A 21,987-nucleotide genomic window follows, 5' to 3' on the forward strand; every position below is an offset into this window, starting at 1 on the left:
CCCCCGCCAAGATCGGCGGGGGGCCTCTGCGTCGGTGGGCGCGGACGGTTTCGAACCGCCGACATCTGCTTTGTAAGAGCAGCGCTCTACCCCTGAGCTACGCACCCGTGGATGAAGGAACAGGTTACATGGCGGGCGGGGGCTGTCGACAATCGGTTCGGTGGGGCGGTGGTGGGGCGGGGGGAGGGGGGATATCCCCACCCCGGAGACGGGAGCGGGCCGGATCGTGTGGGGGGTGGGGGGTGCATAGCTTGGGGGTCTACAGCCGGTCGTACGTAGCAGGGGGATGGAAGCGCATGGGCAGCTCAGGTCGCGGCCTCGGGAACGTCAGCAGGGTCAGCCGCGCCGCCACGCGGCGGAGGGTGGCGCGGGGGGTGGTGGCCGTCGGCGGGGTGGGGGCGCTGGTGTGGGGGCTGAGTGGGTGCGGGAGTACGGATGTGGAGGGGGCGAAGGCGGAGCACGCGTCGTTCGCGTACAGCGGGAAGGCGCTGACGATCGACGCGCGGAACTCGACGGTGGAGCTGGTGCCCGCGGATGTGGACGGGATCGAGGTGACCCGGAAGGTGGACGGATGGGTCATGTTCGGGAGCGGGCCGGATCCGGTGTGGAAGCTGGAGGGGGACACGCTGACCCTGCGGGTGAAGTGCGACGCGCTGATCAGTGACTGCGGGGCGCGGCACACCGTGAAGGTGCCCCGGGGGATCGCGCTGACCGTGGACGCGGCGAACGGGAAGGTGACGGCGTCGGGGTTCCGTACGCCGCTGAAGCTGTCCTCGGACAACGGCGGGGTGGTGGTGCGGGACGTGAGCGGGCCGCTGGAGCTGAGGAGCGACAACGGGTCGGTGCGGGGCGAGCGGGTCGCGGCGGGCTCCGTCGTGGTGCGGTCGGACAACGGGGGCGTGCGGCTCGGCTTCAGCCGGGTGCCGGATCTGGTCGACAGCGCGAGCGACAACGGGAGCGTCACCATCGACCTGCCGTCGGGCTCCGAGCGGTACGCCGTGTCCGCCACGGCCGACAACGGCCACGTCTCCGTGAAGGTTCCCCGCAGTGACGACAGCCGCCACGCGGTGAAGGCACACAGCGACAACGGGCAAGTCACGGTGCGAACCGCGAACTAACCGACCCGTGTGTTCGTCTTTACCTGGTGGGAGAATGTACCGGGCGGGGCGAAACGGCACGGGAGAGGGATGTGACGGCGACACACGCGAAGCCGCAGGCCGGAGCGGGTGCGAGGTCCGCCGTCAGTGATGTCCCGGCCGGTTCGCGGGGTCGCGGGGTGCGCGACGCGTTCGTGCTCCTGCTGCTGCCCGTGCCGCTGCTCGCTGCGGCGCTGCCCGCCGCCTTCGCCGGCGGGGGGACGCGCCGCTGGTTCGGCGGGCGCGGCGAGAGCCAGCGGGCCGAGGCCCAGGCCGCGCGGGACGCCGCCGCGGAGGCCTTCTACCAGTTGGACACCGCCCAGCGCGATCTCGAGATCTCCATCGAGACCATCACCGCCGTGGACAGCTCACCCGCCGCGCGCAAGGCCGTCGACGACTTCGCGGCCCTCGGCCGGCGCATCGACGAGGTCAGCCACTCCTACATCACCGCCGTCGACGCCCACGACCTCGACCGGGACGATCTGGAAGCCTCCACCGCCTCCCGGGCCAGGAGCGAGCTGTCCGCCGCCAAGGACGAGCTGGTACGGGTCAAGGGCGAGCTCGACCGTTTCGCCGCCGGGCTCGCTCCGCTGCTCGGTACGGCCGAGACCCAGCTCGCCCGGCTCGCCCCCGCCGTCGAGCGGGCCCGCCAGGCCCTCCTCGCCGCGAGCGACGCGCTCGACGCGGTGCGGGCCTCCGGGCTGCGGGCGGACGATCTCGCGGCCCGGCTCGCCGCCCTCGCCCCCGAGCTGACCAAGCTCAACCAGGGCGCCGGCAAGCACGGCGTCCCCGAGACGCTCCAGCGCGCCGACCGGGTCGTGCGCGACGCGGAGTCCGTACGGGCCGAGGCGGCCAAGCTGCCCGAGCGCGCCGCCGAGATCGACAAGCGGCTCGTCACGCTGCGGACCCGTGCCCAGGCGCTGACCACCCGCGCGGGCTCCGTCGAGCCGGTCCTCAGCGAGCTGCGCCGCCGGTTCTCCGCCGCCTGCTGGCAGGACCTCCAGCCGGTGCCCGAGCAGGCCGCCGTCACCGTGCGCCAGGCGGAGGAGAAGCTGAAGGAGGCCGCGAAGGCCCGCGACGAGCAGCGCTGGGCCGACGCCACCTCACTGTTGAGTACGGTCCGGGCCCTGCTCAACGCCACCGACGAGGCGGTCTCCGCCGCGGGCGACCGGCTCCAGCGGCTGGACGCCGTCGCCAAGGACCCGCAGCAGGAGATCCAGCGGACCCGCTTCGCGGTCCGTGACGCCCAGCGCCTCGCCATGGCCGGCCGCCAGACCCCCGAGCCGCGCCACGCCCGGCCGCTCGACGACGCCGTGGCCCGCCTCGACCGGGCGGTCACCGCCCTCGAAGGCCGCCACCCCGACTACTGGCACTTCCTGACCGTCACCGAAGGCATCCGGCAGACCGCCGCCCGTGTCGTCTCCGAGATCCGCGAGGAGCGCGGCGCGGGGACCGGCTGACGGACGGGGAGCGGGGAAGGGGCGGGGGCGAGGGGGAGGGCGAAGGACCCTGGCCGCGCTGACATGCGCGCCCCGTCCCCGCGCGTGATCCTGGGAGTACGTGAAGGAGGCCCCCGCCATGGCCGGTCATGTACTGCGTCCCGTACAAGGAACCCGAAGGCCCACGCCCTCCGGCCGGCGCCGAGCCGCCCGGCTGGACGAGCAGTTGCCCGTCGATCACCGGCTCAGCCAGGTCTACCGCGTCGGGGCCGGGGTGATGGGGCTGGTGCTGCTGGTCTTCGGGATTCTCGGGCTGCTCGACCGGGTCGGTTTCTTCGACACCGGCGGGGACACGGTCGCCGGACTGAGCACCAACGGCGCGCTGAGCGTGCTGTCCATCGCGGTCGGGGTGCTGCTCTTCGTCGGCATGGTGATCGGCGGCAACGTCGCCTCGACGCTCAACATGGTGCTCGGCGTCGCCTTCGTCCTCAGCGGGTTCGTGAATCTCGCCCTGCTGGACACGGGGCTCAACTTCCTCGCGTTCGAGATCCAGAACGTGCTGTTCAGCTTTGTCGTCGGGCTGCTGCTGATGGTGTTCGGGATGTACGGGCGGGTCAGCGGCGGGCTTCCGCACGACAACCCGTACTGGCGCGCCCGGCACCCCGAGGAGGCCGCGCACGAGCAGCGGCGGGCGCGGCGGCGGACGGTCGAGGACATGCCGGTCGTGCGGCGGTCGTCGCCGGGTCCGTCCGGCGTCCACCGCGACGGCTCCGCGTAGCGACGCCGCCCGCCCGTCCACCCTCCCCCGCCGGCTACTCCTCCCGCAGCCAGGCCAGTTCGATGCGGGCGTCGGCGAACCGCCAGCCCGCCGGGGTGCGGACGGCCTCGCAGGTCATGCGCAGCCCGCTCGTGCGGTGCGGGGCCGCGCCCTCGCGGAAGAAGTACGTGACCCCGTTGGCGGTGGTGCGGGCGCGGTCGCCGTCGAGCCGGACGACGACGCCGGTGTAGGTGTGCTGGGAGCGTTCGTCGCCGGAGGTGCTCCGCTTCAGCAGCGCGGTCACCTCGTCGAGGCCGTGCAGCTCCCCCTTGGGAGAGCGCACCACGACCTGCTCGTGGTAGACCGTGCCGGCGTCCTCGATCCGGCGTTCGTCCAGCAGAAGGCCCAACCGGGCGAACAGTTCGGCCACCTCCGTCCGGTCCACGATCTCGCGCTGCGTCGTTGCGGTGTGCGTCGTCCCGGTGCGGTCCGTCATCACGACCCCCTCCAGCTATGTGGGTGCACCCAATGTTGGTGCCACCCACACTAGCGGGCGAGTGTGGGTAACACCAACACTTCTGTCGATAGAATGCGGCCATGGACGACATCCCCGAGCGGCTCACCACCAAGCCCAGCTGGCTGATCACACAACTGGCCGTGCACGCCCGCCGGATGGTCTCCGAGGGCTTCGCCGCCGCCGACGCGCGCGCGTACCACTACCGGATCCTGTCCACGCTGCGGGAGTTCGGGCCCGCCAGCCAGGCGGACCTGGGGCGCCGGGGGCGTATCGACCGCAAGGACATGGTCACGGCCGTCAAGCAGCTCGCCGAGCAGGGGTACGTGGACCGGGCCCCGGACCCGGAGCACGGGCGGCGCAACCGGGTGACGCTCACCGAAAGCGGTCTGCGCCAGCTCCAGCGCATGGACGCGCTGCTCGACCGGGTGCAGGACGATCTGCTCGCACCGCTCTCCCCGGAGGACCGCCACACCCTCACCGAGCTGCTGGGCCGGGTCCTCGCCCACCACGAGCCGCGCTGACCCACCAGGGATCACGGGCCGGGCCTTAGCCTGGTGCCATGCCTCGATACGAATACCGCTGCCGCTCCTGCGGAGACACCTTCGAACTGAGCCGGCCCATGGCCGAGTCCTCGGACCCCGCCTCGTGCCCCGCCGGGCACGAGGACACCGTGAAGCTGCTGTCCACGGTCTCCGTGGGCGGATCGTCCACCGGTTCCGCGCCCGCCCCCTCGGCCGGAGGGGGCGGTGGCGGCTGCTGCGGCGGGGGCTGCTGCGGCTGACCCCCTGCCCGACGCCCCGGCGGCGACAGTCGCCGGGGCTACCGCTTGCGGGAGAGCGTCAGCCCGTCCGCGACCGTGAGCAGTACGCTGTCCATCCGGGGGTCGGCGGCCACGTGGTCGTTGAACTCCCTGATGGCCGCGGCCGCGCCGGTCGCCTCCGGGTCCACCACGCCGCCGTGGAAGAGCACGTTGTCCGTGGCGATCAGACCGCCCGGCCGCATCCGGGGCACCAACTCCTCCCAGTACGCGATGTAGTTGCCCTTGTCCGCGTCCAGGTAGGCGAGGTCGATGTGCGGCTCCCCGGGCATCGCCCGGAGGGTGTCGAGGGCGGGCGCGATCCGCAGGTCGATGCGGTCCGCGACACCGGCCCTCTCCCAGGCCGCGCGGCCGTACGCCGTCCACTCCTCCGAGACGTCGCAGGCGATCAGCCGTCCGTCGGCGGGCAGCGCCTGGGCCATGGCGAGCGCGGAGAAGCCGGTGAACGTGCCGACCTCCACGATGTGCCGGGCCCCGGTCAGCCGGACGAGGAAGGCGAGCAGCGGGGCCTGTTCCTCGGCGGACTGCATGCCGGCGTGGCCGGGCAGTTCGGCGTACGTGGTCTCCACCAGCTCGCGCTGGACGGCGTCCAGCGGCGGGTTGTGGGCGAGCATGTACGCGTACAGCTCGTCCGTGATCTTCGTTTCGTTGCCCTTGGTCATGGCGCCACTCCCTGGTCGGTCGGCTGCTCGGCCGCCGGCCGGTGCACGCCCGACGCCCCGAGAAAGCGTCGCAGGATCTCCTCGCCCGCCGCCACTCCACGCTCGGCGGTGGCCTCCACGTGGGGGGCGCTCCAGCCCGCGTCGGCCAGTTCGCCGTGGCCGGGGCGCCAGGCGAGATCGGCGGCGAGCAGCAGGTCGGCGTCGAGGAGGGAGTCGCCGGCGGCGAGGGTGAGCGCGGCCCCGGTGCGGCGGGCGACCTCGCGCATGGCGGCGCTCTTGGTGAGCGGGCGCGGGACGACGTAGACCTTGCGGCCCTGGAGGGAGACGGTCCAGCCGCGCGGCCCGGCCCAGGCGGCGAGCTCCTTCGTCCAGTCCGCGGGCAGGGCCTCCCGGTCGACCACGAGATAGGCGAACAGGTCCTCGGCGACCCGCTCCTTGAGCAGCCAGGCCGGGTCGGCGGCGGCGATCAGGTGCGCGCGGATCTCGGTGAGCGGGGCGCACTCCTCGGCCAGCAGGGCGGCGACCCGCCGCTGCCAGTCCCGGTCCGGGACGCCGTCCACCAGGAGGTGGCCGCCGTTCGCGCAGATCGCGTACCGGGCGGGCGGGCCGGGGAGCCGGATGCGCCCGTACTGCTCGCGGGTGCGTGTGGTGGTCGGTACGAAGACGGTGCCCGGGTCCGAGGACAGCTCGGTGAGCAGTCCGGCGGCCCGCTCGGTGACGTACGACAGCGGCTTGCCGCCGTACGTCTCGACGCACAGCAGGCGCGGGGCGTCGGGGTCCGGCATCGGGAGCTGGAGGGCGGCGGCGGAGTAGATCAGGGTGCGGTCGAGGTCGCTGGCGACCAGGGTGGGGGCGGCCGGGACCGGGGCGGTGGTCACCGGGAGCCCACCGCCTTGCCGTCGGCGCCGGTCGCGCCCCGGGTGTACTGGGGGTGGATCAGTCCCACGCAGGTGTACGGGAGTCCGTCGACCTCCTCGACCGGGACGCCGCGCTGGTCGGCCAGCAGCCGGATGTGGGCCAGGTCCGCCCCGGCTCCGCGCCGGGCGAGGATCTTCCACGGGACGCGGCGCAGCAGGACGCGGGTGGTCTCCCCGACGCCGGGCTTGACCAGGTTCACATCGTGGATGCCGTACTCCTCGCTGATGCGGTCCACCGCCGCCCAGCCCTCCCAGGTCGGCGCGCGGTCGGCCGTCAGCAGTTCCTTGACGTCCGCGTCCACGGCGTCGGCGACCTCGTCGAAGCGGGCGGCGACGGTGTCGAGGAAGTGGCCGGAGACGTCGGCCCCGGCCAGCTCGCGGTAGAACTTCGCGCCGTGGAAGTCGTCGGGACCCACCAGGTCGGCGCGCAGGACCGTACGCGAAATGAGCCCGGACACGGTGGAGTTGAGGCAGGCGGACGGGATCAGGAAGTCCTCGCGGGTGCCGTAGGTGCGCACGCAGCCGCCCGGGTCGGCGAGCACCGCGATCTCCGGGTCGAAGCCCTCCGTGCCACCGGCCTCCTCGAACTCCGCGAGGGCCGCCGCCAGTTCGCGGGTGATGGCGCCCTTGCCGGTCCAGCCGTCGACGAAGACGACGTCGGCCGGGTTGTGGTGGGCGGCCAGCCAGCGCAGGGCGTTGGCGTCGATGCCCCGGCCGCGCACGATCGACACGGCGTAGTGCGGCAGGTCGAGGGAGTGCCGGTGCAGGGCCCAGCGGCGCATCAGGACGCCGACGGGTGTCCCGGCCCTGGCCAGCGAGACGAGGACGGGGCGGCGGCCGCGTTCGGCGAGGACCGTCTCCGTGACGGTGCCGACGGCGCGGGCGACACGGGCCGCCGACAGGTCGAGGGCCTCGGTGAACAGCTCCTGGTAGCGCGCGGACGGCTGGAACTCCACGGGCAGCGATTCGGCGTAGTGCGCGCCACCGCTCTGTATCGCCTCCTCGCGCTCCTCGGTGGGCGCCTCCAGCTCGGTGTCCGAGAGGTCCTGGAGCAGCCACCCGACCTCGTCCGGCGCGTAGGAGGAGAAGGCGGGGCCGCGCAGGGGCTCGGGCAGCATCGTGGAGGGCTCCTCGGGGGGCGTGGTCGGGGCGGAGGCGGGCGTGTACGACGGGACGACCGCCAGCAGGACGTGCGGGGTGTGCGCGGCGAGCTGGTGCAGCAGGCCGCCGGGGGCGTGCAGGGCCGGGGTGTCGGCGGTGGAGTCGACGACGAGGACCACGGCGTCGAAGCCGGCGCCCGCCACGTTGTACGCGTAGCGGTCGCCGGGCCCGTCGGCCGGGTCGTCGTGGGAGGGGAAGACCAGGCGGGTGCGTATCGCGTAGCCGGGGTCGTCCACGGCGAGGACCGGGGAGCGGGTCGTGGTCGAGTAGCGGACCTCGGCGGCGACGCGCTCCTCCAGGGCGGTGCCCAGACGCAGGGGCGCGTACATCAGCTCCTCGAAGCCCAGGACCAGCACCCGGCCGCCCCGGCGCGGCTCCTCGCCGAGCGCCCGTGCGAGGCGGTCGGCCATGGCGGGGAGCGCGGACTCCAGGCGGGCGCGGTGGGCCGGGGTGAAGCCGTGCCGGCCGCCGTCCGGGACGCCTGCGGGCCAGCCGAGGTCCACCCGGGTGGCGGCGGGCGGTGCGGGGCGCCCGGCGCCCGCCGGCGGTTCCGGCTGCGCTGCCGCCTCCCGCGCCGCCACCAGGGCCCGGCCCTTCTCCAGGACACCGTCCGGGAGGGCGACGGTGCCGGTGCCGCGGGCGATCAGGTCGATCCGGGCGCCGATCTCCCGGGCGAAGGCGGTGAACCGCTCCCGGTCGGCGGGGGCACGCATGTCGACCAGGGCGACGATCACGTACCGCTTGCGGGGGTGGCGCGCGTGCAGGTCACGGATGGTGTTGAGCACGGTGTTGCCGGTGGAGAACTCGTCGTCCACGAGGACGAGCGCGGCCTCGGGGTCGTCCGCGCCGCGCGCCAGCAGCTCCGGGTCCTCCGGGAGCAGCAGGTGCGAGGTGGCGTGGGAGTGGGACTCCTCGAAGCCGCCGGCCGCGGCGACGCCCTCGACGGGGCGGCGGGTCGAGTGGAGGTAGGGCGCGGCGCCCAGGCCGTCGGCGACCGCGTGGCCGAGGCCGGTGGCGGTCTCCGCGTAGCCGAGGACGACGGCGCGGCGGGCCCCGGCCTCCCCGAGCAGCGCGTGCACCCGGCGGCCGAGGGCGTGTCCCGCGCCGTAGACCACGGAGGGGCGCTGCGGCACGTGCTTGCCGAGCACATTGGACACGAGCAGATGCGCCCGCTTGGGGTTGCGCCGCAGGGCGAGGCCCAGGAGCTCGTGGAGCTCCCCGTCGCCCGTCAGCTCGACGCCCAGCCGCTCCGCGACCCAGCTACCCGACCACACCACGTCCGCCGTCTCTCCTTCTGTCGGCCTGCGTACATCCGTCCGCCGGTGCGAACGGGTCGTTCCGGTCCCGCGTCACGGGTTCCCTGGGGAAACCAGCGCCGCGCCACCGCTCATTCCGCGACACTCGCCGCCAGCAGGTCCACGAAGCCGATGTCCTCGTTGGCCACGCCGAACGCCTCGGCCCGCCGCAGCGTGCGCTCGGCCCAGGCGCGGTGCGGCTTCACCTCGTTCATCTTGTTCGTGTACGAGGAGCGCAGCACCCCGCCCCCGCCGCGTTCGGGCCGCAGGATGTCCTGGGCGTCGCTGTACTCCTCGTGGCTGACCACGGACAGCGCGTGCACGGGGGCCACGTGCGAGGGGTGGATGCAGGTCTTGCCGAGCAGTCCGTTGGCCCGGTCGAGTTCGATCTCGCGCAGCAGTCCGTCGAGGTCGTGCTCGATCAGCGCGGTGCGCAGCTTGTCGACCCGGCCCTCCAGGAAGGGGCTGCGGCGCAGCTGCGGCTTGAAGATGCGCTCCTGGCGGCGGAAGTACTCCCATACGGGTCCGGTGACGACGAAGCCCGTGCCGTCGGCGCGGCCGAGCACGTTGACCACGGCGGCGATGACGTCCGCGACGATGTGCACGTCGTACGCGGTCATGTCGGGGGGCCGGCGCAGTCCGTAGGCCGAGCAGAAGTCGGTGACGCCGAGGCGCAGCGCCAGCACCCGGTCACGGTAGGTGTCGACGGTCTCGGCGACCCTCAGCAGGGCGTCCTGGCGGGTCTCCAGGTGCAGCAGCTCGGGGGATTCCAGGACGGGCATGGCGAAGAGCCGCCGGCCGGCCAGGGACTCCGCCTTGGTGAGCGCCTCCATGAAGGGGACGCCACGCGCCTGCGTGAATTTGGGAAGCACAAAACCGGACAACAACCGGACGGAGGAACCGAGGCGCCGCACCAAATCCGTGATCTGGCCCGGCTCGCGGACCCGGATGAACAGCAGGGGCGGTTCGACACCGCGGCCGTCGAGGTCCGCGAACTGTCGCACCAGGTTCTCCTCGGCGGCCGGCACCTCGGCGTCGTCGATGGAATCCTCCAGGCACAGGACCATGGAGACGACTCCCCGGGCCGCCTGCTTGAGGACGTCGTCCGCGAGTCTGGGCCGGGTCGCGGGGCTGTAGAGCGTGGCGCCGAGGGCGGCGGCGAGGACGGGGGCCGGTGAGCCGGCGTCGAACTCGACGGGCTCCCGGAAGAACAGTTCACCCCGCTCAGCGGCAGTGATATGCCCGAAATGACGCACTCGATTCCCCCGTAACTCCCTGATCGGCCGGACAACACATGGCCGGTAATAGTACGTACGGACGGATGGCCACGGTTCCCCGCCTGCATGAATTCCGGGTAACTCGTCCATTTCGCGAGGGTTCGACGGGCCCCCGGGCCCCTTCTTCCCCCGGCTGCGGAAGACACGCTTCCGCGCCCCCCGCGTTGTCCGGACGGGCAGCCAGCAGGCAGGATGACGGGCATGACGCACGCGATGGTGAAAGGCTCGAACGTCCCTCTCGACGCCATGGCCGTACGGGCCGTGCTGCGCTGGACCCCGGGCTCCGGGGTCCCCGACGTGGACGCCTCCGCCCTGCTGCTCGGTGCCGGCGGCCGCGTGCGCTCGGACGAGGACTTCGTCTTCTACAACCAGCCCCGCCACCCCTCCGGCCTGGTGCGACGCCTGCCGAAGCGGAGCCTGCCCGAGGGGCTGACCGACACCGTCGAGGCCGATCTCAACGCCCTCGACCCCTCGGTCGAGCAGGTGGTGATCGCCGCCTCCTCCGACGGGGCCGCGTTCGAGCACGTGCACGACCTGCGCATCCTGATCTACGACGCCGCGGCGTCCGGCGCCGAACCGCTCGCCGTCTTCGACGTGCGCCCGGAGACGGGCGAGGAGACGGCCATCATCTGCGGCGAGCTCTACCGGCGCGGCGATGGCTGGAAATTCCGGGCCGTGGGCCAGGGCTACCCGACCGGACTCGTCGGTCTGGCCACCGCCTTCGGCATCTCGGTGGACGAGTCGGAGGCCGCCGCCCCCGACCCCGAGCCCGCACCGGCTCCGGCCGCCCCCGTCGCACCGCCGCCGCCCGCCTTCCCGCCGTCGCCCGCCCCGGACGCCCTGGCGACCGTGCAGCACCAGCAGCCCGCCTACGGCTATCCGCAGCCCGCCGCGGCCCCCGCGCCGCAGCCCGCCTACGGCTACCCCCAGCCGGCCTCCGCACAGCCCGCCTACGGCTATCCGCAGCCCGCGCCGGCAGCCGCCCCCGCGCCCGACCCGAACTTCGTCCTGCCGCCGCAGGGCCCCCAGTTCATACGCCCCTGACCCCCGGGGCCGCCGCTCAGGCACGGGATTTGTAGCCGCGCCCCCACTGCATGCCGTAGCCGTACAACCGGTCCAGCTCCGACTGGAAGCCGTACACGAACTTCACCTCGCGCCGCACGAGCATCTCGCCCTTGACGTTCTCCACGGTGAACACCGCGCAGGAACGCGCCTGCGGGGCCCGTTCGTCCAGCTCGATCTCGATGCTCGGGCCGTTGCCCGGGTAGAGCGTCACCTTGGCGTGCGTGCGGTCGAAGGCCGGGGTCTGGTCGTAGATGTAGACGAAGAACAGCAGCCGCTTGAACTGCTCGCGCTGGTCGAGGTTGACGTAGACCGTCTCGCCCGACGGGGCGCCGAAGCGGTCGTCGCCGCTGAGCCTGATGTAGGGCGGCGCGTTCAGGTCACCGAGCAGATTGCCCAGCGGCTGGACCACGCCCTTGGTGCCGTCCGTCAGTTCGTACATGCACCCCAGGTCCAGGTCGACGTTGACGACGCCCTGGGTGTGCGCCTGGACCGGGTCCGGCTGGAAGAGCTTCATCGGGCGCAGCAGCCGGCCGCTCTGGCGGGAGCGGCCCTCCAGGTCCGAGGTGCGCATCCGCCAGGAGAGGTTGACGCGCAGATTGCCGCTGAGGGCGCCCTGCTTGGTCAGGGAGACCGTCGCGTGCCTCCGGGAGAGCACGATGGAGCCGGTCGCCGAGTTGCCCGGCTCGAACTGCGCCTCCCGGCCCAGCGGCCACAGGTCGTTCCAGAATCCCATCCCCAACCCCCACACATGTCGGCCCCGCACCCGTCGCACGCGGCACATGCGACGCACACGCCGCTGCGGGACGGCTCCGGGCCCGTGGTCCGGGCGTTCCCGGATCCGTCGCCGTACGAGCCGCCCCGCAGAGAGCGTTCCTCAATTACCGCCGGGTCACACCCCGGCGGTGACTTCCGGCGCGTCCTCGCCGCCGGCCGCGGCCTCCGCCTTGTTGCGGCGGACCGAGGACCAGAAGGACCAGGCGATCAGGACGACGCCCACGAGACCGGTGATGAGCTCGTTGATCTGGTACTGGATCGTGATGAGCAGGAGGACGGCCAGCGCGCCGATCGCGTAGTGCGCGCCGTGCTCCAGGTAGACGTAGTCGTCCAGGGTGCCCTGGCGGACCAAGTAGACCGTCAGCGAACGGACGTACATGGCGCCGATGCCGAGGCCGAGGGCCATCAGCACGATCTCGTTGGTGATGGCGAAGGCGCCGATGACCCCGTCGAACGAGAAGGAGGCGTCGAGGACTTCGAGGTAGAGGAACATGAAGAACGCGGCCTTGCCGGAGAGGGCGATCGCGGAGATCTTCTTGCCGCTCCGCTTGGCCTCTTCCTCCTCCTCGTGCTCGCGTTCCTCCTCCTCTTCGAGCTTGTCCTCGAAGTAGCCGGAGAGCCCGCCGACGATGAGGTACGTGATCAGACCCGCGACACCCGCGAGCAGGACCGTCTCGGCCTTGTCGGCGTGTCCGCCGCCGTGCTGGTGCGCGTTGCCGGCGAAGGTCAGGGCCGAGATCAGCAGAACGATGAGCGCGATGCAGACCGACAGCATGTCGACCTTGCCGAGCTTGGCGAGCGGGCGCTCGATCCAGCGCAGCCACTGGATGTCCCGGTCCTCGAAGATGAAGTCGAGGAAGATCATCAGCAGGAACATCCCGCCGAAGGCGGCGATGGCCGGGTGGGCGTCGGTGACCAGTTCCTTGTAGCGGTCCGGGTCGTTGAAGGAAAGGTCGATGGCCTCGATCGGCCCCAGTTTGGCGCTGATGGCCACGATCACGACGGGGAAGACCAGTCGCATACCGAAGACGGCGATGAGCACGCCGATCGTGAGGAAGATCTTCTGCCAGAAGGCACTCATCTTCTTCAGGATTCCGGCGTTGACCACCGCGTTGTCGAACGACAGCGAGATCTCCAGAACGGAGAGGATCGCCACCACGCCGAAGGCTTCCCACCCCCCGTAGAGAAACGCCGCGATCAGGCCGATCACGGTGATCGCGAACGACCAGCCGAAGGTTTTCAGAAGCACTGGCTACCCCATCGTGTAGTAACGGGTCTCCCCCGAAATCCCGGGGCTCCCCCGCGCCGAGCGCGGCTTTACGAAACGTTGACCCCGAAGTCTAGAGCGATGCCCCGCAGCCCCGACGCGTACCCCTGTCCCACCGCACGGAACTTCCACTCGCCGTTGTACCGGTACAGCTCGCCGAAGATCATCGCGGTCTCGGTCGAGGCGTCCTCGCTGAGGTCGTAACGGGCCAGCTCCTGGCCGTCGTTCTGATTGACCACGCGAATGAACGCATTGCTGACCTGGCCGAACGTCTGCCCGCGATTGTCGGCCTCGTGAATGGAGACCGGAAAGACGATCTTGTCGCAGTGGGCCGGGACCTGGGCGAGGTTCACGATGATGGATTCGTCGTCGCCGTCGCCCTCACCGGTGAGGTTGTCACCGGTGTGCTCCACGGAGCCGTCGGGGCTCGTGAGGTTGTTGTAGAACACGAACCACTCGTCGCCGAGCACCCGGCCCGACTGGCACAGCAGTGCGCTGGCGTCGAGGTCGAAGTCCGCCCCCGTCGTGGATCGTGCGTCCCAGCCGAGCCCGACCAGCACCTGGGTGAGATTGGGTGCGGCCTTGGAGAGGGAGACATTGCCTCCCTTGGCGAGCGTGACGCCCATGGTGTGTCCTCCCCGAGTCGATGAACCGTCTGTTGTTCCGTGCGCCGAAAACCCCGGCGGGGCCGCGCGAAGGCACCACCGAGCACGTCCGGCGCCGCACGAGGTGCGGCGCCGGACGGATGAACTGCCGCGGTCCGGGAGCGCGCCCGGACCGCCGACTGGCCCTTGACTAGACGTTGACGCCGAAGTCCTGGGCGATGCCCCGCAGGCCCGAGGCGTAGCCCTGGCCGATGGCCCGGAACTTCCACTCGGCACCGTTGCGGTAGAGCTCGCCGAAGACCATGGCGGTCTCGGTCGAGGCGTCCTCGCTGAGGTCGTAGCGCGCCAGCTCGCTGTTGTCGGCCTGGTTGACCACGCGGATGTACGCGTTGCGGACCTGGCCGAAGCTCTGCTGGCGGCTCTCGGCCTCGTAGATCGAGACCGGGAAGACGATCTTGTCGACGTCGGCCGGGACGGCGGCCAGGTTCACCTTGATGACCTCGTCGTCGCCCTCGCCCTCACCGGTGAGGTTGTCACCGGTGTGCTCGACGGAGCCGTCGGGGCTCTTGAGGTTGTTGAAGAAGACGAAGTTGCCGTCGCTGGCGACCTTGCCCGAGGTGTCGGTCAGGAGCGCGCTGGCGTCCAGGTCGAAGTCACCACCGGTGGTGGTGCGGGCGTCCCAGCCCAGACCCACGATGACCGCGGTCAGGTTGGGCGCGGCCTTGGTCAGCGAGACGTTGCCGCCCTTGCTGAGGCTGACTCCCACGAGTCCTCCCATTGGTTTGCTTGGGGGCCGGCCGGGGCCGGCGCCTCCACGTCTGTTGGCATCGGATCAACGAGTGGATCCTAGTGACCGGTTCCCGCCCCCTCAGGCTTTTGACGCGGACCGGCGTCCGGATCCACCCGATCCGCGATCAGAGGGCGCCGAGCGCCTTGATGTAGTCGTTGAGGTCGCGCGCGTCGGGCAGGCCGTTGACGACCGTCCAGCGCACCACGCCCTCCTTGTCGATGATGAAGGTGCCGCGCACCGCGCAGCCCTTCTCCTCGTCGAAGACGCCGTACGCGCGCGAGGTCGCGCCGTGCGGCCAGAAGTCCGAGACCAGCGGGTACTCCAGGCCCTCCTGCTCGGCGAAGACGCGCAGCGTGTGGATGGAGTCGTTGGAGACGGCGATCAGCTGGGTGTCGTCGTTCTCGAACGTGGGCAGTTCGTCGCGGAGCGCGCAGAGCTCACCCGTGCAGACGCCGGTGAAGGCGAACGGGTAGAACAGCAGCACCACGTTCTTCTCGCCGCGGAAGTCGGAGAGCTTCACGGTCCGGCCGTGGTTGTCCTTCAGCTCGAAATCCGGGGCCTGGGTGCCGACCTCGATCGCCATGAAAACGCGTCCCTTCGCTACGTCACCGGGCTGGGCTGTCCGGGTGACACCCACCCTACGCAGAGCCGCGGCGCCGGCGCGCGGCACCCGGGGAAGCTTCGCGCGGACGGGCCGGGAAACGGGGCCGGAACGCGGGGGAACGCAGGAAGGCCCCGGCCGGCGCGGTGCCGGCGGGGGCCTTCGGGTGCGTGCGGTTCAGCGCTTGGCCTTGGCCGCTTTCGGGGTGGCGAGACGGCTGCCCGTCCAGTCCTTGCCCGCGCTGATGCTCTTGGTCTGGGTCAGACCTGCCGTCTGGGCGGCCTCGTTGATGTCGCTCGGCTCGACGTAGCCGTCCCGGCCCGTCTTCGGCGTCATCAGCCAGACGGAGCCGCCCTCCTCAAGCAGACCAATGGCATCCACCAGCGCGTCCGTAAGGTCGCCGTCCTCGTCACGGAACCAGAGCAGCACGACGTCCGCGACGTCGTCGTAGTCCTCGTCCACGATGTCTTGGCCGATGATGTCCTCAATGCCCTCACGGAGCTCCGGCTCGACGTCGTCGTCGTAGCCGATCTCCTGGACCACCTGTCCGGGCTCGAACCCCAGGCGTACAGCCGGGTTGGTCCGCTCCTCCGCGTGGTCCGCGGTCGCGCTCACGGGTTGCCTCCTGATCATGTTTCGGAAAATGCTTCCACCACGCGCGTGCGCGTGGCGCTGGCCGTAGTCCACACGGGAGCGGCGGATCGCGCAAGTACCCCGCGTACGAGACCGCCTAAACGGTGACGTTACGTCCTTGAACAGCTTATGCGGTTTCGGCCCGGCAAACGGAGTCGAACGGCATTTGGGAACGTGTGGACGCCTTGGGCGTATGGTTGCGGTTCGGCCCCACTCGTCCCTCCCGGGCCATCCTGCCGGACGCGCGGCGTCCGGCCCGGCACGCCGCTCCGGCGCGGCTCCGGCCCGTCCGGGAGCCGGTTTCCGGGACCGCCGGCGGTTACCTCACGGTAGAGATGACGTTTGCGTTCCCGCGGTACACGATGGGATGGCGTACGCAGACACACCGGGGGGCGACTCCCGGGCCCAGGCCCCGTAGGTGCAGCACCGAACAGCGAAGGAACAGCGTGGCTTCCGGATCCGATCGCAACCCGATCATCATTGGCGGCCTTCCGAGCCAGGTCCCGGATTTCGATCCCGAGGAGACCCAGGAATGGCTCGACTCCCTCGACGCCGCCGTCGACGAGCGCGGCCGTGAGCGGGCCCGCTACCTCATGCTCCGGCTCATCGAGCGCGCGCGGGAGAAGCGCGTCGCCGTGCCGGAGATGCGCAGCACGGACTACGTGAACACGATCGCCACGAAGGACGAGCCGTTCTTCCCCGGCGACGAGGAGATCGAGCGCAAGGTCCTCAACGCGACCCGCTGGAACGCCGCCGTGATGGTGTCGCGCGCGCAGCGCCCGGGGATCGGGGTGGGCGGCCACATCGCGACCTTCGCCTCCTCGGCCTCGCTGTACGACGTGGGCTTCAACCATTTCTTCCGGGGCAAGGACGACGGTCTGGGCGGTGACCAGATCTTCTTCCAGGGCCATGCCTCGCCGGGGATCTACGCCCGCGCCTTCCTGCTGGACCGGCTGAGCGAGGCGCAGCTCGACGCCTTCCGGCAGGAGAAGTCGAAGGCGCCGAACGGGCTGTCCAGCTATCCGCACCCGCGGCTGATGCCGGACTTCTGGGAGTTCCCGACGGTGTCGATGGGCCTGGGCCCGCTCGGCGCGATCTACCAGGCGCGGATGAACCGCTACATGCACGCGCGCGGTCTGGCCGACACGTCGAACTCGCACGTGTGGGCCTATCTCGGCGACGGCGAGATGGACGAGCCGGAGTCCCTGGGCCAGCTCTCCATCGCCGCCCGTGAGGGCCTGGACAACCTGACCTTCGTCGTCAACTGCAACCTCCAGCGGCTCGACGGCCCGGTGCGCGGCAACGGCAAGGTCATCCAGGAGCTGGAGTCGCAGTTCCGCGGCGCCGGGTGGAACGTGATCAAGCTGGTCTGGGACCGCTCCTGGGACCCGCTGCTGGCGCAGGACCGCACGGGCATCCTCGTCAACAAGCTGAACACGACGCCGGACGGCCAGTTCCAGACCTACGCGACCGAGACGGGCGCGTACATCCGCGAGCACTTCTTCGGGGACGACCCGCGGCTGCGCGAGATGGTCAAGGACATGTCCGACCAGCAGATCCTGCACCTGGGGCGCGGCGGCCACGACCACCGCAAGGTGTACGCGGCGTACGCGGCGGCCAAGGAGCACAAGGGCCAGCCGACGGTGATCCTGGCGCAGACGGTCAAGGGCTGGACGCTCGGGCCGAACTTCGAGGGCCGCAACGCGACCCACCAGATGAAGAAGCTCACCGCCGAGGACCTGAAGCGCTTCCGGGACCGGCTGCACATCCCGATCGCGGACAAGGAGCTGGAGGACGGCAATCCGCCGTACTACCACCCGGGCCGCGACTCGGAGGAGATCCAGTACATGCACGACCGCCGCAAGAGTCTGGGCGGGTACGTCCCGACCCGGATCGTGCGGGCGAAGCCGCTGGTCCTGCCGGAGGACAAGACGTACGCGACCGCGAAGAAGGGTTCGGGTCAGCAGTCGATCGCCACGACCATGGCGTTCGTCCGCATCCTGAAGGACCTCATGCGGGACAAGGAGATCGGCAAGCGCTTCGTGCTGATCGCGCCCGACGAGTACCGCACCTTCGGTATGGACGCGTTCTTCCCGAGCGCGAAGATCTACAATCCGCTGGGTCAGCAGTACGAGTCGGTGGACCGCGATCTGCTGCTCGCGTACAAGGAGTCCCCGACCGGGCAGATGCTGCACGACGGCATCTCGGAGGCGGGGTGCACGGCCTCGCTGATCGCCGCGGGTTCGGCGTACGCGACGCACGGCGAGCCGCTGATCCCGGTGTACGTCTTCTACTCGATGTTCGGGTTCCAGCGGACCGGTGACCAGTTCTGGCAGATGGCCGACCAGCTCGCGCGCGGTTTCGTGCTGGGCGCGACCGCCGGGCGCACGACGCTGACCGGTGAGGGGCTCCAGCACGCCGACGGCCATTCGCAGCTGCTGGCCTCGACGAACCCTGCCTGTGTCGCCTACGACCCGGCGTTCGGCTACGAGATCGCGCACATCGTGCAGGACGGCCTGCGCCGGATGTACGGGGAGGACAGCGAGGACGTCTTCTACTACCTCACCGTCTACAACGAGCCGATCCAGCACCCGGCCGAGCCGGAGGACGTGGACGTCGAGGGCATCCTGAAGGGGGTCTACCGCTACAGCGCCGGCGAGCGGGGCGCGATCCCGGCCCAGATCATGGCGTCCGGCGTGGCGGTTCCCTGGGCCGTCGAGGCGCAGCGGATCCTCGCCGACGAGTGGAACGTGAAGGCGGACGTCTGGTCGGCGACCTCCTGGAACGAGCTGCGGCGCGAGGCCGTGGACGTGGAGCGGTACAACCTGCTGCACCCGGACGAGGAGCAGCGCGTGCCGTACGTGACGCGGAAGCTCTCCGGGGCGCAGGGGCCGTTCGTGGCGGTGTCGGACTGGATGCGTTCGGTGCCGGACCAGATCGCGCGCTGGGTGCCGGGGACGTACCAGTCGCTGGGCGCGGACGGTTTCGGTTTCGCGGACACCCGCGGCGCGGCCCGGCGGTTCTTCCACATCGACGCGCAGTCGATCGTCCTCGCCGTGCTCACGGAGCTGGCGCGGGACGGGAAGATCGACCGTGCGGTGCTGAAGCAGGCGCTCGACCGCTACGACCTGCTGGACGTGGCGGCGGCCGACCCGGGAGCGGCGGGCGGCGACGCGTAGCGCCACGCGTACGACGGATGCGGGGCGGCGGGACCGGACGGTCCCGCCGCCCCGCGGCGTTCCGGGAGGGCGGTCAGTTCTCCCAGACCTTGAAGGCCCGTACCTGGTACGGGGAGCGGGGCAGCCAGGTGCCGCCGCCGGGGTAGGTCTCGAACTCTCCGGTCTCTCCGCATTCGGCGGACTGGTAGGTGGTGACGGGCCGGCCGGTGCGGTTGGCGAGCGCCTGGGCGGTGGTGCCGGGCTTCAGCGGGACACAGCTCTCGATGTCGGTGCCGGACAGCTCGTGGATCTGCCGGGCTCCCGTGAAGTCGGGTTTCGCCCAGAGGCAGAGCTGTCCGCTGGCGCAGTCGCCGAGCTTGCCGGGCGCGGCTCCGGCGGGTGCGGGTGCGGTCGGGATCAGGGCGGTCGCGGCCAGGGCGGCCGCGAGGACGGTCGTACGCATCAAGAAACCCCCGTGACTGATGTGGATCTTCCACGCCCACCCTGAGCGGGGCGGATGCCGTACGGGAAGGGGGTCCGGGGCGGGACCACCCTGATAGGCGACAGCCCCGCCGGAACGTTCCGGCGGGGCTGTGGGACGCGCTGGGTTGACGCCGTGGGGCGTCGGGCGGGACCGGTCAGATGTGTCCGGCGCCGGCCCCGGCCTCGGCGTTCTCCCCGCGCTTGGTCAGGGTGGCGACCAGGGCGGCGACGACGGCGACGATGCCGGCGACCATGAACGCGGTGCTCATGCCGGAGACGAAGGTGTCGTGGGCGACGCCGACGATCTTGCCGGCGACCTCCGGCGGGGTGTTCTCGGCGACCGGCGGCATGCCGACCTTGATCGCGGAGGCGGCCTGGTCCATCTGGGCCGGGGGCAGCGGCGGAAGCTGGGCCTCCTTCCAGTTCCCGGAGAGTTCGGAGTCGACCCGGGCGGCCATGACCGCGCCGAGCACCGCCGTGCCGAGGCTGCCGCCGACCTGCATGGCGGCCTGCTGGAGACCGCCGGCCACGCCGGAGAGCTCCATCGGCGCGTTGCCGACGATGACCTCGGTGGCACCGACCATGACGGGGGCGAGGCCGAGGCCGAGCAGGCCGAACCAGATGGACATGGTCAGCGTGGAGGTGCCGACGGCCAGCTGGGACATGCCGAACATCGCGACCGCGGTGCACACCATGCCGCCGACCAGCGGGACCCGGGGGCCGAACTTGGTGATCATGGCGCCGGCCAGCGGCGAGGCGACGATCATCATGCCGGTCAGCGGCAGCAGGTGCAGACCGCTGTCGACCGGGCTCAGACCGTGCACGTTCTGGAGGTAGAAGGTGACGAAGAAGAGCCCGCCCATGAAGGCGAAGGCCATCAGCACCATCAGGACCGTGCCCGCGGAGAGCGGGACGGAACGGAACATGGCGAGCGGGATCAGGGGTTCGCGGACGCGCTGCTGGACCACGGCGAAGGCCGCGAAGAGCACGACCGCGCCGACCAGGAAGCCGACCGTCTTGGTGTCGCCCCAGCCCCACTCGGCGCCCTTGATGAGCGCCCAGATCAGACAGAACATCGCGCCGGACAGCAGCACGATGCCGGCGATGTCGAAGGAGCGCGGCGCGTTCTCGGCGCGGTGGTCCTTGAGGATCAGCACGCCCAGGACGAGGGCGATCACCCCGACCGGCACGTTGATGAAGAAGACCGACTGCCAGTTGACGTGCTCGACGAGGACACCGCCGAGGATCGGGCCGCCGGCGGTGGAGGCGCCGATGACCATGCCCCAGATGCCGATCGCCATGTTCAGCTTCTCGGCCGGGAAGGTGGCGCGCAGCAGACCGAGCGCGGCCGGCATCAGCAGCGCCCCGAACAGGCCCTGGAGCACGCGGAACGTGATCACCAGGACGACGCTGCTGGAGAAGCCGATGGCCCCCGACGCGGCGGCGAACCCGACCACGCCTATGAGGAAGGTCTGGCGGTGGCCGAACCGGTCACCGAGCTTGCCCGCGGTGATCAGGGAGACCGCGAGGGCGAGCATGTAACCGTTGGTGATCCACTGGACGTCGGCGAGCGAGGCGCCGAGGTCCTGCTGGATGGCGGGGTTGGCGATCGCGACGATCGTGCCGTCGAGCGCGACCATCATCACGCCGATGGCCACGGAGAAGAGCGTCAGCCACGGGTGGCCGCGCAGTCCCCCGGCAGGTGCGGGGCCGGCGGGGTCCTGGGGGTCCCGCGACGCCTTCTCAAGGGTGGGCTGGCTAGTCATACGCGGGAGATTACTGTCAGCCACTGACAGTTGACAAACCAATTCACAAGTCGGTAACTGTCACGTAGCTCACAGGTAGGCTGAGCTGGACAAAGCAGGGAAAAGAGGACCAGTTCAGTGAGCGACGGGCAGCGCGCCACCGGCCGTCCGGCCGGGTTGCGCGAACGCAAGAAGCAACGCACCCGGGACGCGCTGCTCCGTACCGCCCTCGACCTCTTCACCACCCAGGGGTACGAGGAGACGACCGTCGACGAGATCGCGGACGCCGTCGAGGTCTCCCAGCGCACCTTCTTCCGCTACTTCGCGGGCAAGGAGTCGGCCGCCTTCGCGCTCCAGGAGATGATCGAGTCGCGCTTCCTCCTGGAACTGCGTCAACGCCCCGCCCCCGAGGCCCCCTTCGAGGCCATGCGCCGCGCCGTGGTGTGCTCCTGGAACAGTATCGGAGAGGCGATCGAGGCCATCGTCCCGGTCGAACTCCACCTGCGGACCTACCACATGATTGAATCGACGCCCGCGCTGCTGGCCGCCCACATGCGCCGCGGCGTGGCGCTGGAGGAGCAGATCGCGCGGCTGATCGCGGAGCGCGAGGGGCTGGACGTCAGCCGCGATCCGCGCCCCCGGGTCGCCGTCGCCGCCTTCTCCGGGGTGATGCGGGTCACCGGCCAACTGTGGGGACACGGCCGCGACGGCACGATGGAGTCGCTGCGCGAGCTGACCGAACGCTATCTGGACCACCTGGGCCCGGCCCTGGCCGCCGACTGGCGCGCCCACCCCTGCGATGCCGTGCGCGCGGCCGGGGCGGCGCACCCCAACTGACCCGTATACGGCGGAGCGTGCCGTCCGCTCGCACGCAGGGTGAGGGAAACG

Annotated in this window: 21 protein-coding genes and 1 tRNA gene; 8 read left to right on the forward strand and 14 right to left on the reverse strand. The window is 71.1% G+C overall.

Annotation, left to right across the window (positions count from 1 at the left end):
* Positions 1-35: 35 nt before the first annotated feature.
* Positions 36-107, reverse strand: a tRNA-Val gene (locus ACWCXC_RS21335).
* Positions 108-296: 189 nt separating this feature from the next.
* On the opposite strand from ACWCXC_RS21335, the gene ACWCXC_RS21340 reads away from it, so the two are divergent.
* The 3 genes from ACWCXC_RS21340 to ACWCXC_RS21350 all read left to right on the forward strand — a co-directional run bounded on the left by ACWCXC_RS21340 (position 297) and on the right by ACWCXC_RS21350 (position 3,353).
* Entirely contained in the window at positions 297-1,118 is an 822-nt protein-coding gene (locus ACWCXC_RS21340) for a DUF4097 family beta strand repeat-containing protein (RefSeq protein ID WP_450890210.1), read from the forward strand.
* Positions 1,119-1,189: 71 nt separating this feature from the next.
* On the forward strand, positions 1,190-2,596 hold the full coding sequence (locus tag ACWCXC_RS21345) for a hypothetical protein (protein WP_450684510.1): 1,407 nt from the start codon (positions 1,190-1,192) through the stop codon (positions 2,594-2,596).
* Positions 2,597-2,714: 118 nt separating this feature from the next.
* Positions 2,715-3,353 carry a DUF4383 domain-containing protein gene (locus ACWCXC_RS21350; RefSeq protein ID WP_450890211.1) on the forward strand — a complete coding sequence of 213 codons (639 nt, stop codon included), beginning with the start codon at positions 2,715-2,717 and terminating at the stop codon, positions 3,351-3,353.
* A gap of 34 nt (positions 3,354-3,387) precedes the next feature.
* Here ACWCXC_RS21350 and ACWCXC_RS21355 read toward each other — a convergent pair whose 3' ends face one another.
* Positions 3,388-3,828, reverse strand: a complete 441-nt coding sequence (locus ACWCXC_RS21355) for a nuclear transport factor 2 family protein (protein ID WP_450890212.1) — start codon at positions 3,826-3,828, stop codon at positions 3,388-3,390.
* A 101-nt stretch (positions 3,829-3,929) separates the two neighbouring features.
* Here ACWCXC_RS21355 and ACWCXC_RS21360 point away from each other — a divergent pair, with 101 nt between their 5' ends.
* Positions 3,930-4,370 carry a MarR family winged helix-turn-helix transcriptional regulator gene (locus tag ACWCXC_RS21360; RefSeq protein WP_450684507.1) on the forward strand — a complete coding sequence of 147 codons (441 nt, stop codon included), beginning with the start codon at positions 3,930-3,932 and terminating at the stop codon, positions 4,368-4,370.
* 38 nt (positions 4,371-4,408) lie between these two features.
* On the forward strand, positions 4,409-4,630 hold the full coding sequence (locus ACWCXC_RS21365; protein ID WP_450684506.1) for an FmdB family zinc ribbon protein: 222 nt from the start codon (positions 4,409-4,411) through the stop codon (positions 4,628-4,630).
* 38 nt (positions 4,631-4,668) lie between these two features.
* On the opposite strand, the gene ACWCXC_RS21370 is transcribed toward ACWCXC_RS21365, so the two are convergent.
* The 4 genes from ACWCXC_RS21370 to ACWCXC_RS21385 all read right to left on the reverse strand — a co-directional run bounded on the left by ACWCXC_RS21370 (position 4,669) and on the right by ACWCXC_RS21385 (position 9,957).
* A complete protein-coding gene (locus tag ACWCXC_RS21370; protein ID WP_450890213.1) occupies positions 4,669-5,328 on the reverse strand; it encodes an O-methyltransferase in 660 nt (219 codons plus the stop codon).
* Positions 5,325-6,206, reverse strand: a complete 882-nt coding sequence (locus ACWCXC_RS21375; protein WP_450684504.1) for an HAD family hydrolase — start codon at positions 6,204-6,206, stop codon at positions 5,325-5,327. The genes ACWCXC_RS21370 and ACWCXC_RS21375 overlap by 4 nt, the downstream gene beginning before the upstream one ends.
* On the reverse strand, positions 6,203-8,683 hold the full coding sequence (locus tag ACWCXC_RS21380; RefSeq protein ID WP_450684503.1) for a phosphoribosyltransferase: 2,481 nt from the start codon (positions 8,681-8,683) through the stop codon (positions 6,203-6,205). Before ACWCXC_RS21380 ends, ACWCXC_RS21375 begins: the two co-directional genes overlap by 4 nt.
* A 110-nt stretch (positions 8,684-8,793) precedes the next feature.
* Complete coding sequence (locus tag ACWCXC_RS21385) at positions 8,794-9,957, reverse strand: HpcH/HpaI aldolase/citrate lyase family protein (protein ID WP_450684502.1); 1,164 nt, start codon at positions 9,955-9,957, stop codon at positions 8,794-8,796.
* 222 nt (positions 9,958-10,179) lie between these two features.
* Between ACWCXC_RS21385 and ACWCXC_RS21390 the strand changes: the two genes are divergently transcribed.
* Positions 10,180-11,022, forward strand: a complete 843-nt coding sequence (locus ACWCXC_RS21390; RefSeq protein WP_450890214.1) for a TerD family protein — start codon at positions 10,180-10,182, stop codon at positions 11,020-11,022.
* Between the two features lie 16 nt (positions 11,023-11,038).
* Here the strand turns inward: ACWCXC_RS21390 and ACWCXC_RS21395 are convergent, their stop codons facing one another.
* The 6 genes from ACWCXC_RS21395 to ACWCXC_RS21420 all read right to left on the reverse strand — a co-directional run bounded on the left by ACWCXC_RS21395 (position 11,039) and on the right by ACWCXC_RS21420 (position 15,695).
* The gene (locus ACWCXC_RS21395) at positions 11,039-11,776 is read right to left on the reverse strand and encodes a TerD family protein (protein WP_450684500.1); all 738 of its coding nucleotides are present in this window, start codon (positions 11,774-11,776) and stop codon (positions 11,039-11,041) included.
* Between the two features lie 156 nt (positions 11,777-11,932).
* Positions 11,933-13,066 carry a DUF475 domain-containing protein gene (locus tag ACWCXC_RS21400; protein WP_450684499.1) on the reverse strand — a complete coding sequence of 378 codons (1,134 nt, stop codon included), beginning with the start codon at positions 13,064-13,066 and terminating at the stop codon, positions 11,933-11,935.
* A gap of 68 nt (positions 13,067-13,134) precedes the next feature.
* A complete protein-coding gene (locus tag ACWCXC_RS21405; protein ID WP_450684498.1) occupies positions 13,135-13,710 on the reverse strand; it encodes a TerD family protein in 576 nt (191 codons plus the stop codon).
* Between the two features lie 169 nt (positions 13,711-13,879).
* Positions 13,880-14,455 (reverse strand): TerD family protein, encoded by a 576-nt coding sequence (locus ACWCXC_RS21410; protein ID WP_450684497.1) that lies wholly within the window; start codon positions 14,453-14,455, stop codon positions 13,880-13,882.
* Positions 14,456-14,603: 148 nt separating this feature from the next.
* Complete coding sequence (locus ACWCXC_RS21415) at positions 14,604-15,062, reverse strand: peroxiredoxin (RefSeq protein ID WP_383632824.1); 459 nt, start codon at positions 15,060-15,062, stop codon at positions 14,604-14,606.
* A 195-nt stretch (positions 15,063-15,257) separates the two neighbouring features.
* Positions 15,258-15,695, reverse strand: coding sequence for a DUF3052 domain-containing protein (locus tag ACWCXC_RS21420; protein ID WP_450684496.1), 438 nt, complete (start codon positions 15,693-15,695; stop codon positions 15,258-15,260).
* 464 nt (positions 15,696-16,159) lie between these two features.
* Here ACWCXC_RS21420 and aceE point away from each other — a divergent pair, with 464 nt between their 5' ends.
* Positions 16,160-18,892 (forward strand): pyruvate dehydrogenase (acetyl-transferring), homodimeric type, encoded by a 2,733-nt coding sequence (gene aceE / locus ACWCXC_RS21425; protein ID WP_450890215.1) that lies wholly within the window; start codon positions 16,160-16,162, stop codon positions 18,890-18,892.
* 73 nt (positions 18,893-18,965) lie between these two features.
* Here aceE and ACWCXC_RS21430 read toward each other — a convergent pair whose 3' ends face one another.
* The gene (locus ACWCXC_RS21430) at positions 18,966-19,334 is read right to left on the reverse strand and encodes a peptidase inhibitor family I36 protein (RefSeq protein WP_450684494.1); all 369 of its coding nucleotides are present in this window, start codon (positions 19,332-19,334) and stop codon (positions 18,966-18,968) included.
* 175 nt (positions 19,335-19,509) lie between these two features.
* Entirely contained in the window at positions 19,510-21,120 is a 1,611-nt protein-coding gene (locus ACWCXC_RS21435) for an MFS transporter (protein WP_450684493.1), read from the reverse strand.
* Between the two features lie 117 nt (positions 21,121-21,237).
* Between ACWCXC_RS21435 and ACWCXC_RS21440 the strand changes: the two genes are divergently transcribed.
* On the forward strand, positions 21,238-21,936 hold the full coding sequence (locus ACWCXC_RS21440; RefSeq protein ID WP_450890216.1) for a TetR family transcriptional regulator: 699 nt from the start codon (positions 21,238-21,240) through the stop codon (positions 21,934-21,936).
* The last annotated feature ends 51 nt before the right edge of the window (positions 21,937-21,987 follow it).

This window comes from Streptomyces sp. NPDC001515, from assembly GCF_053597115.1.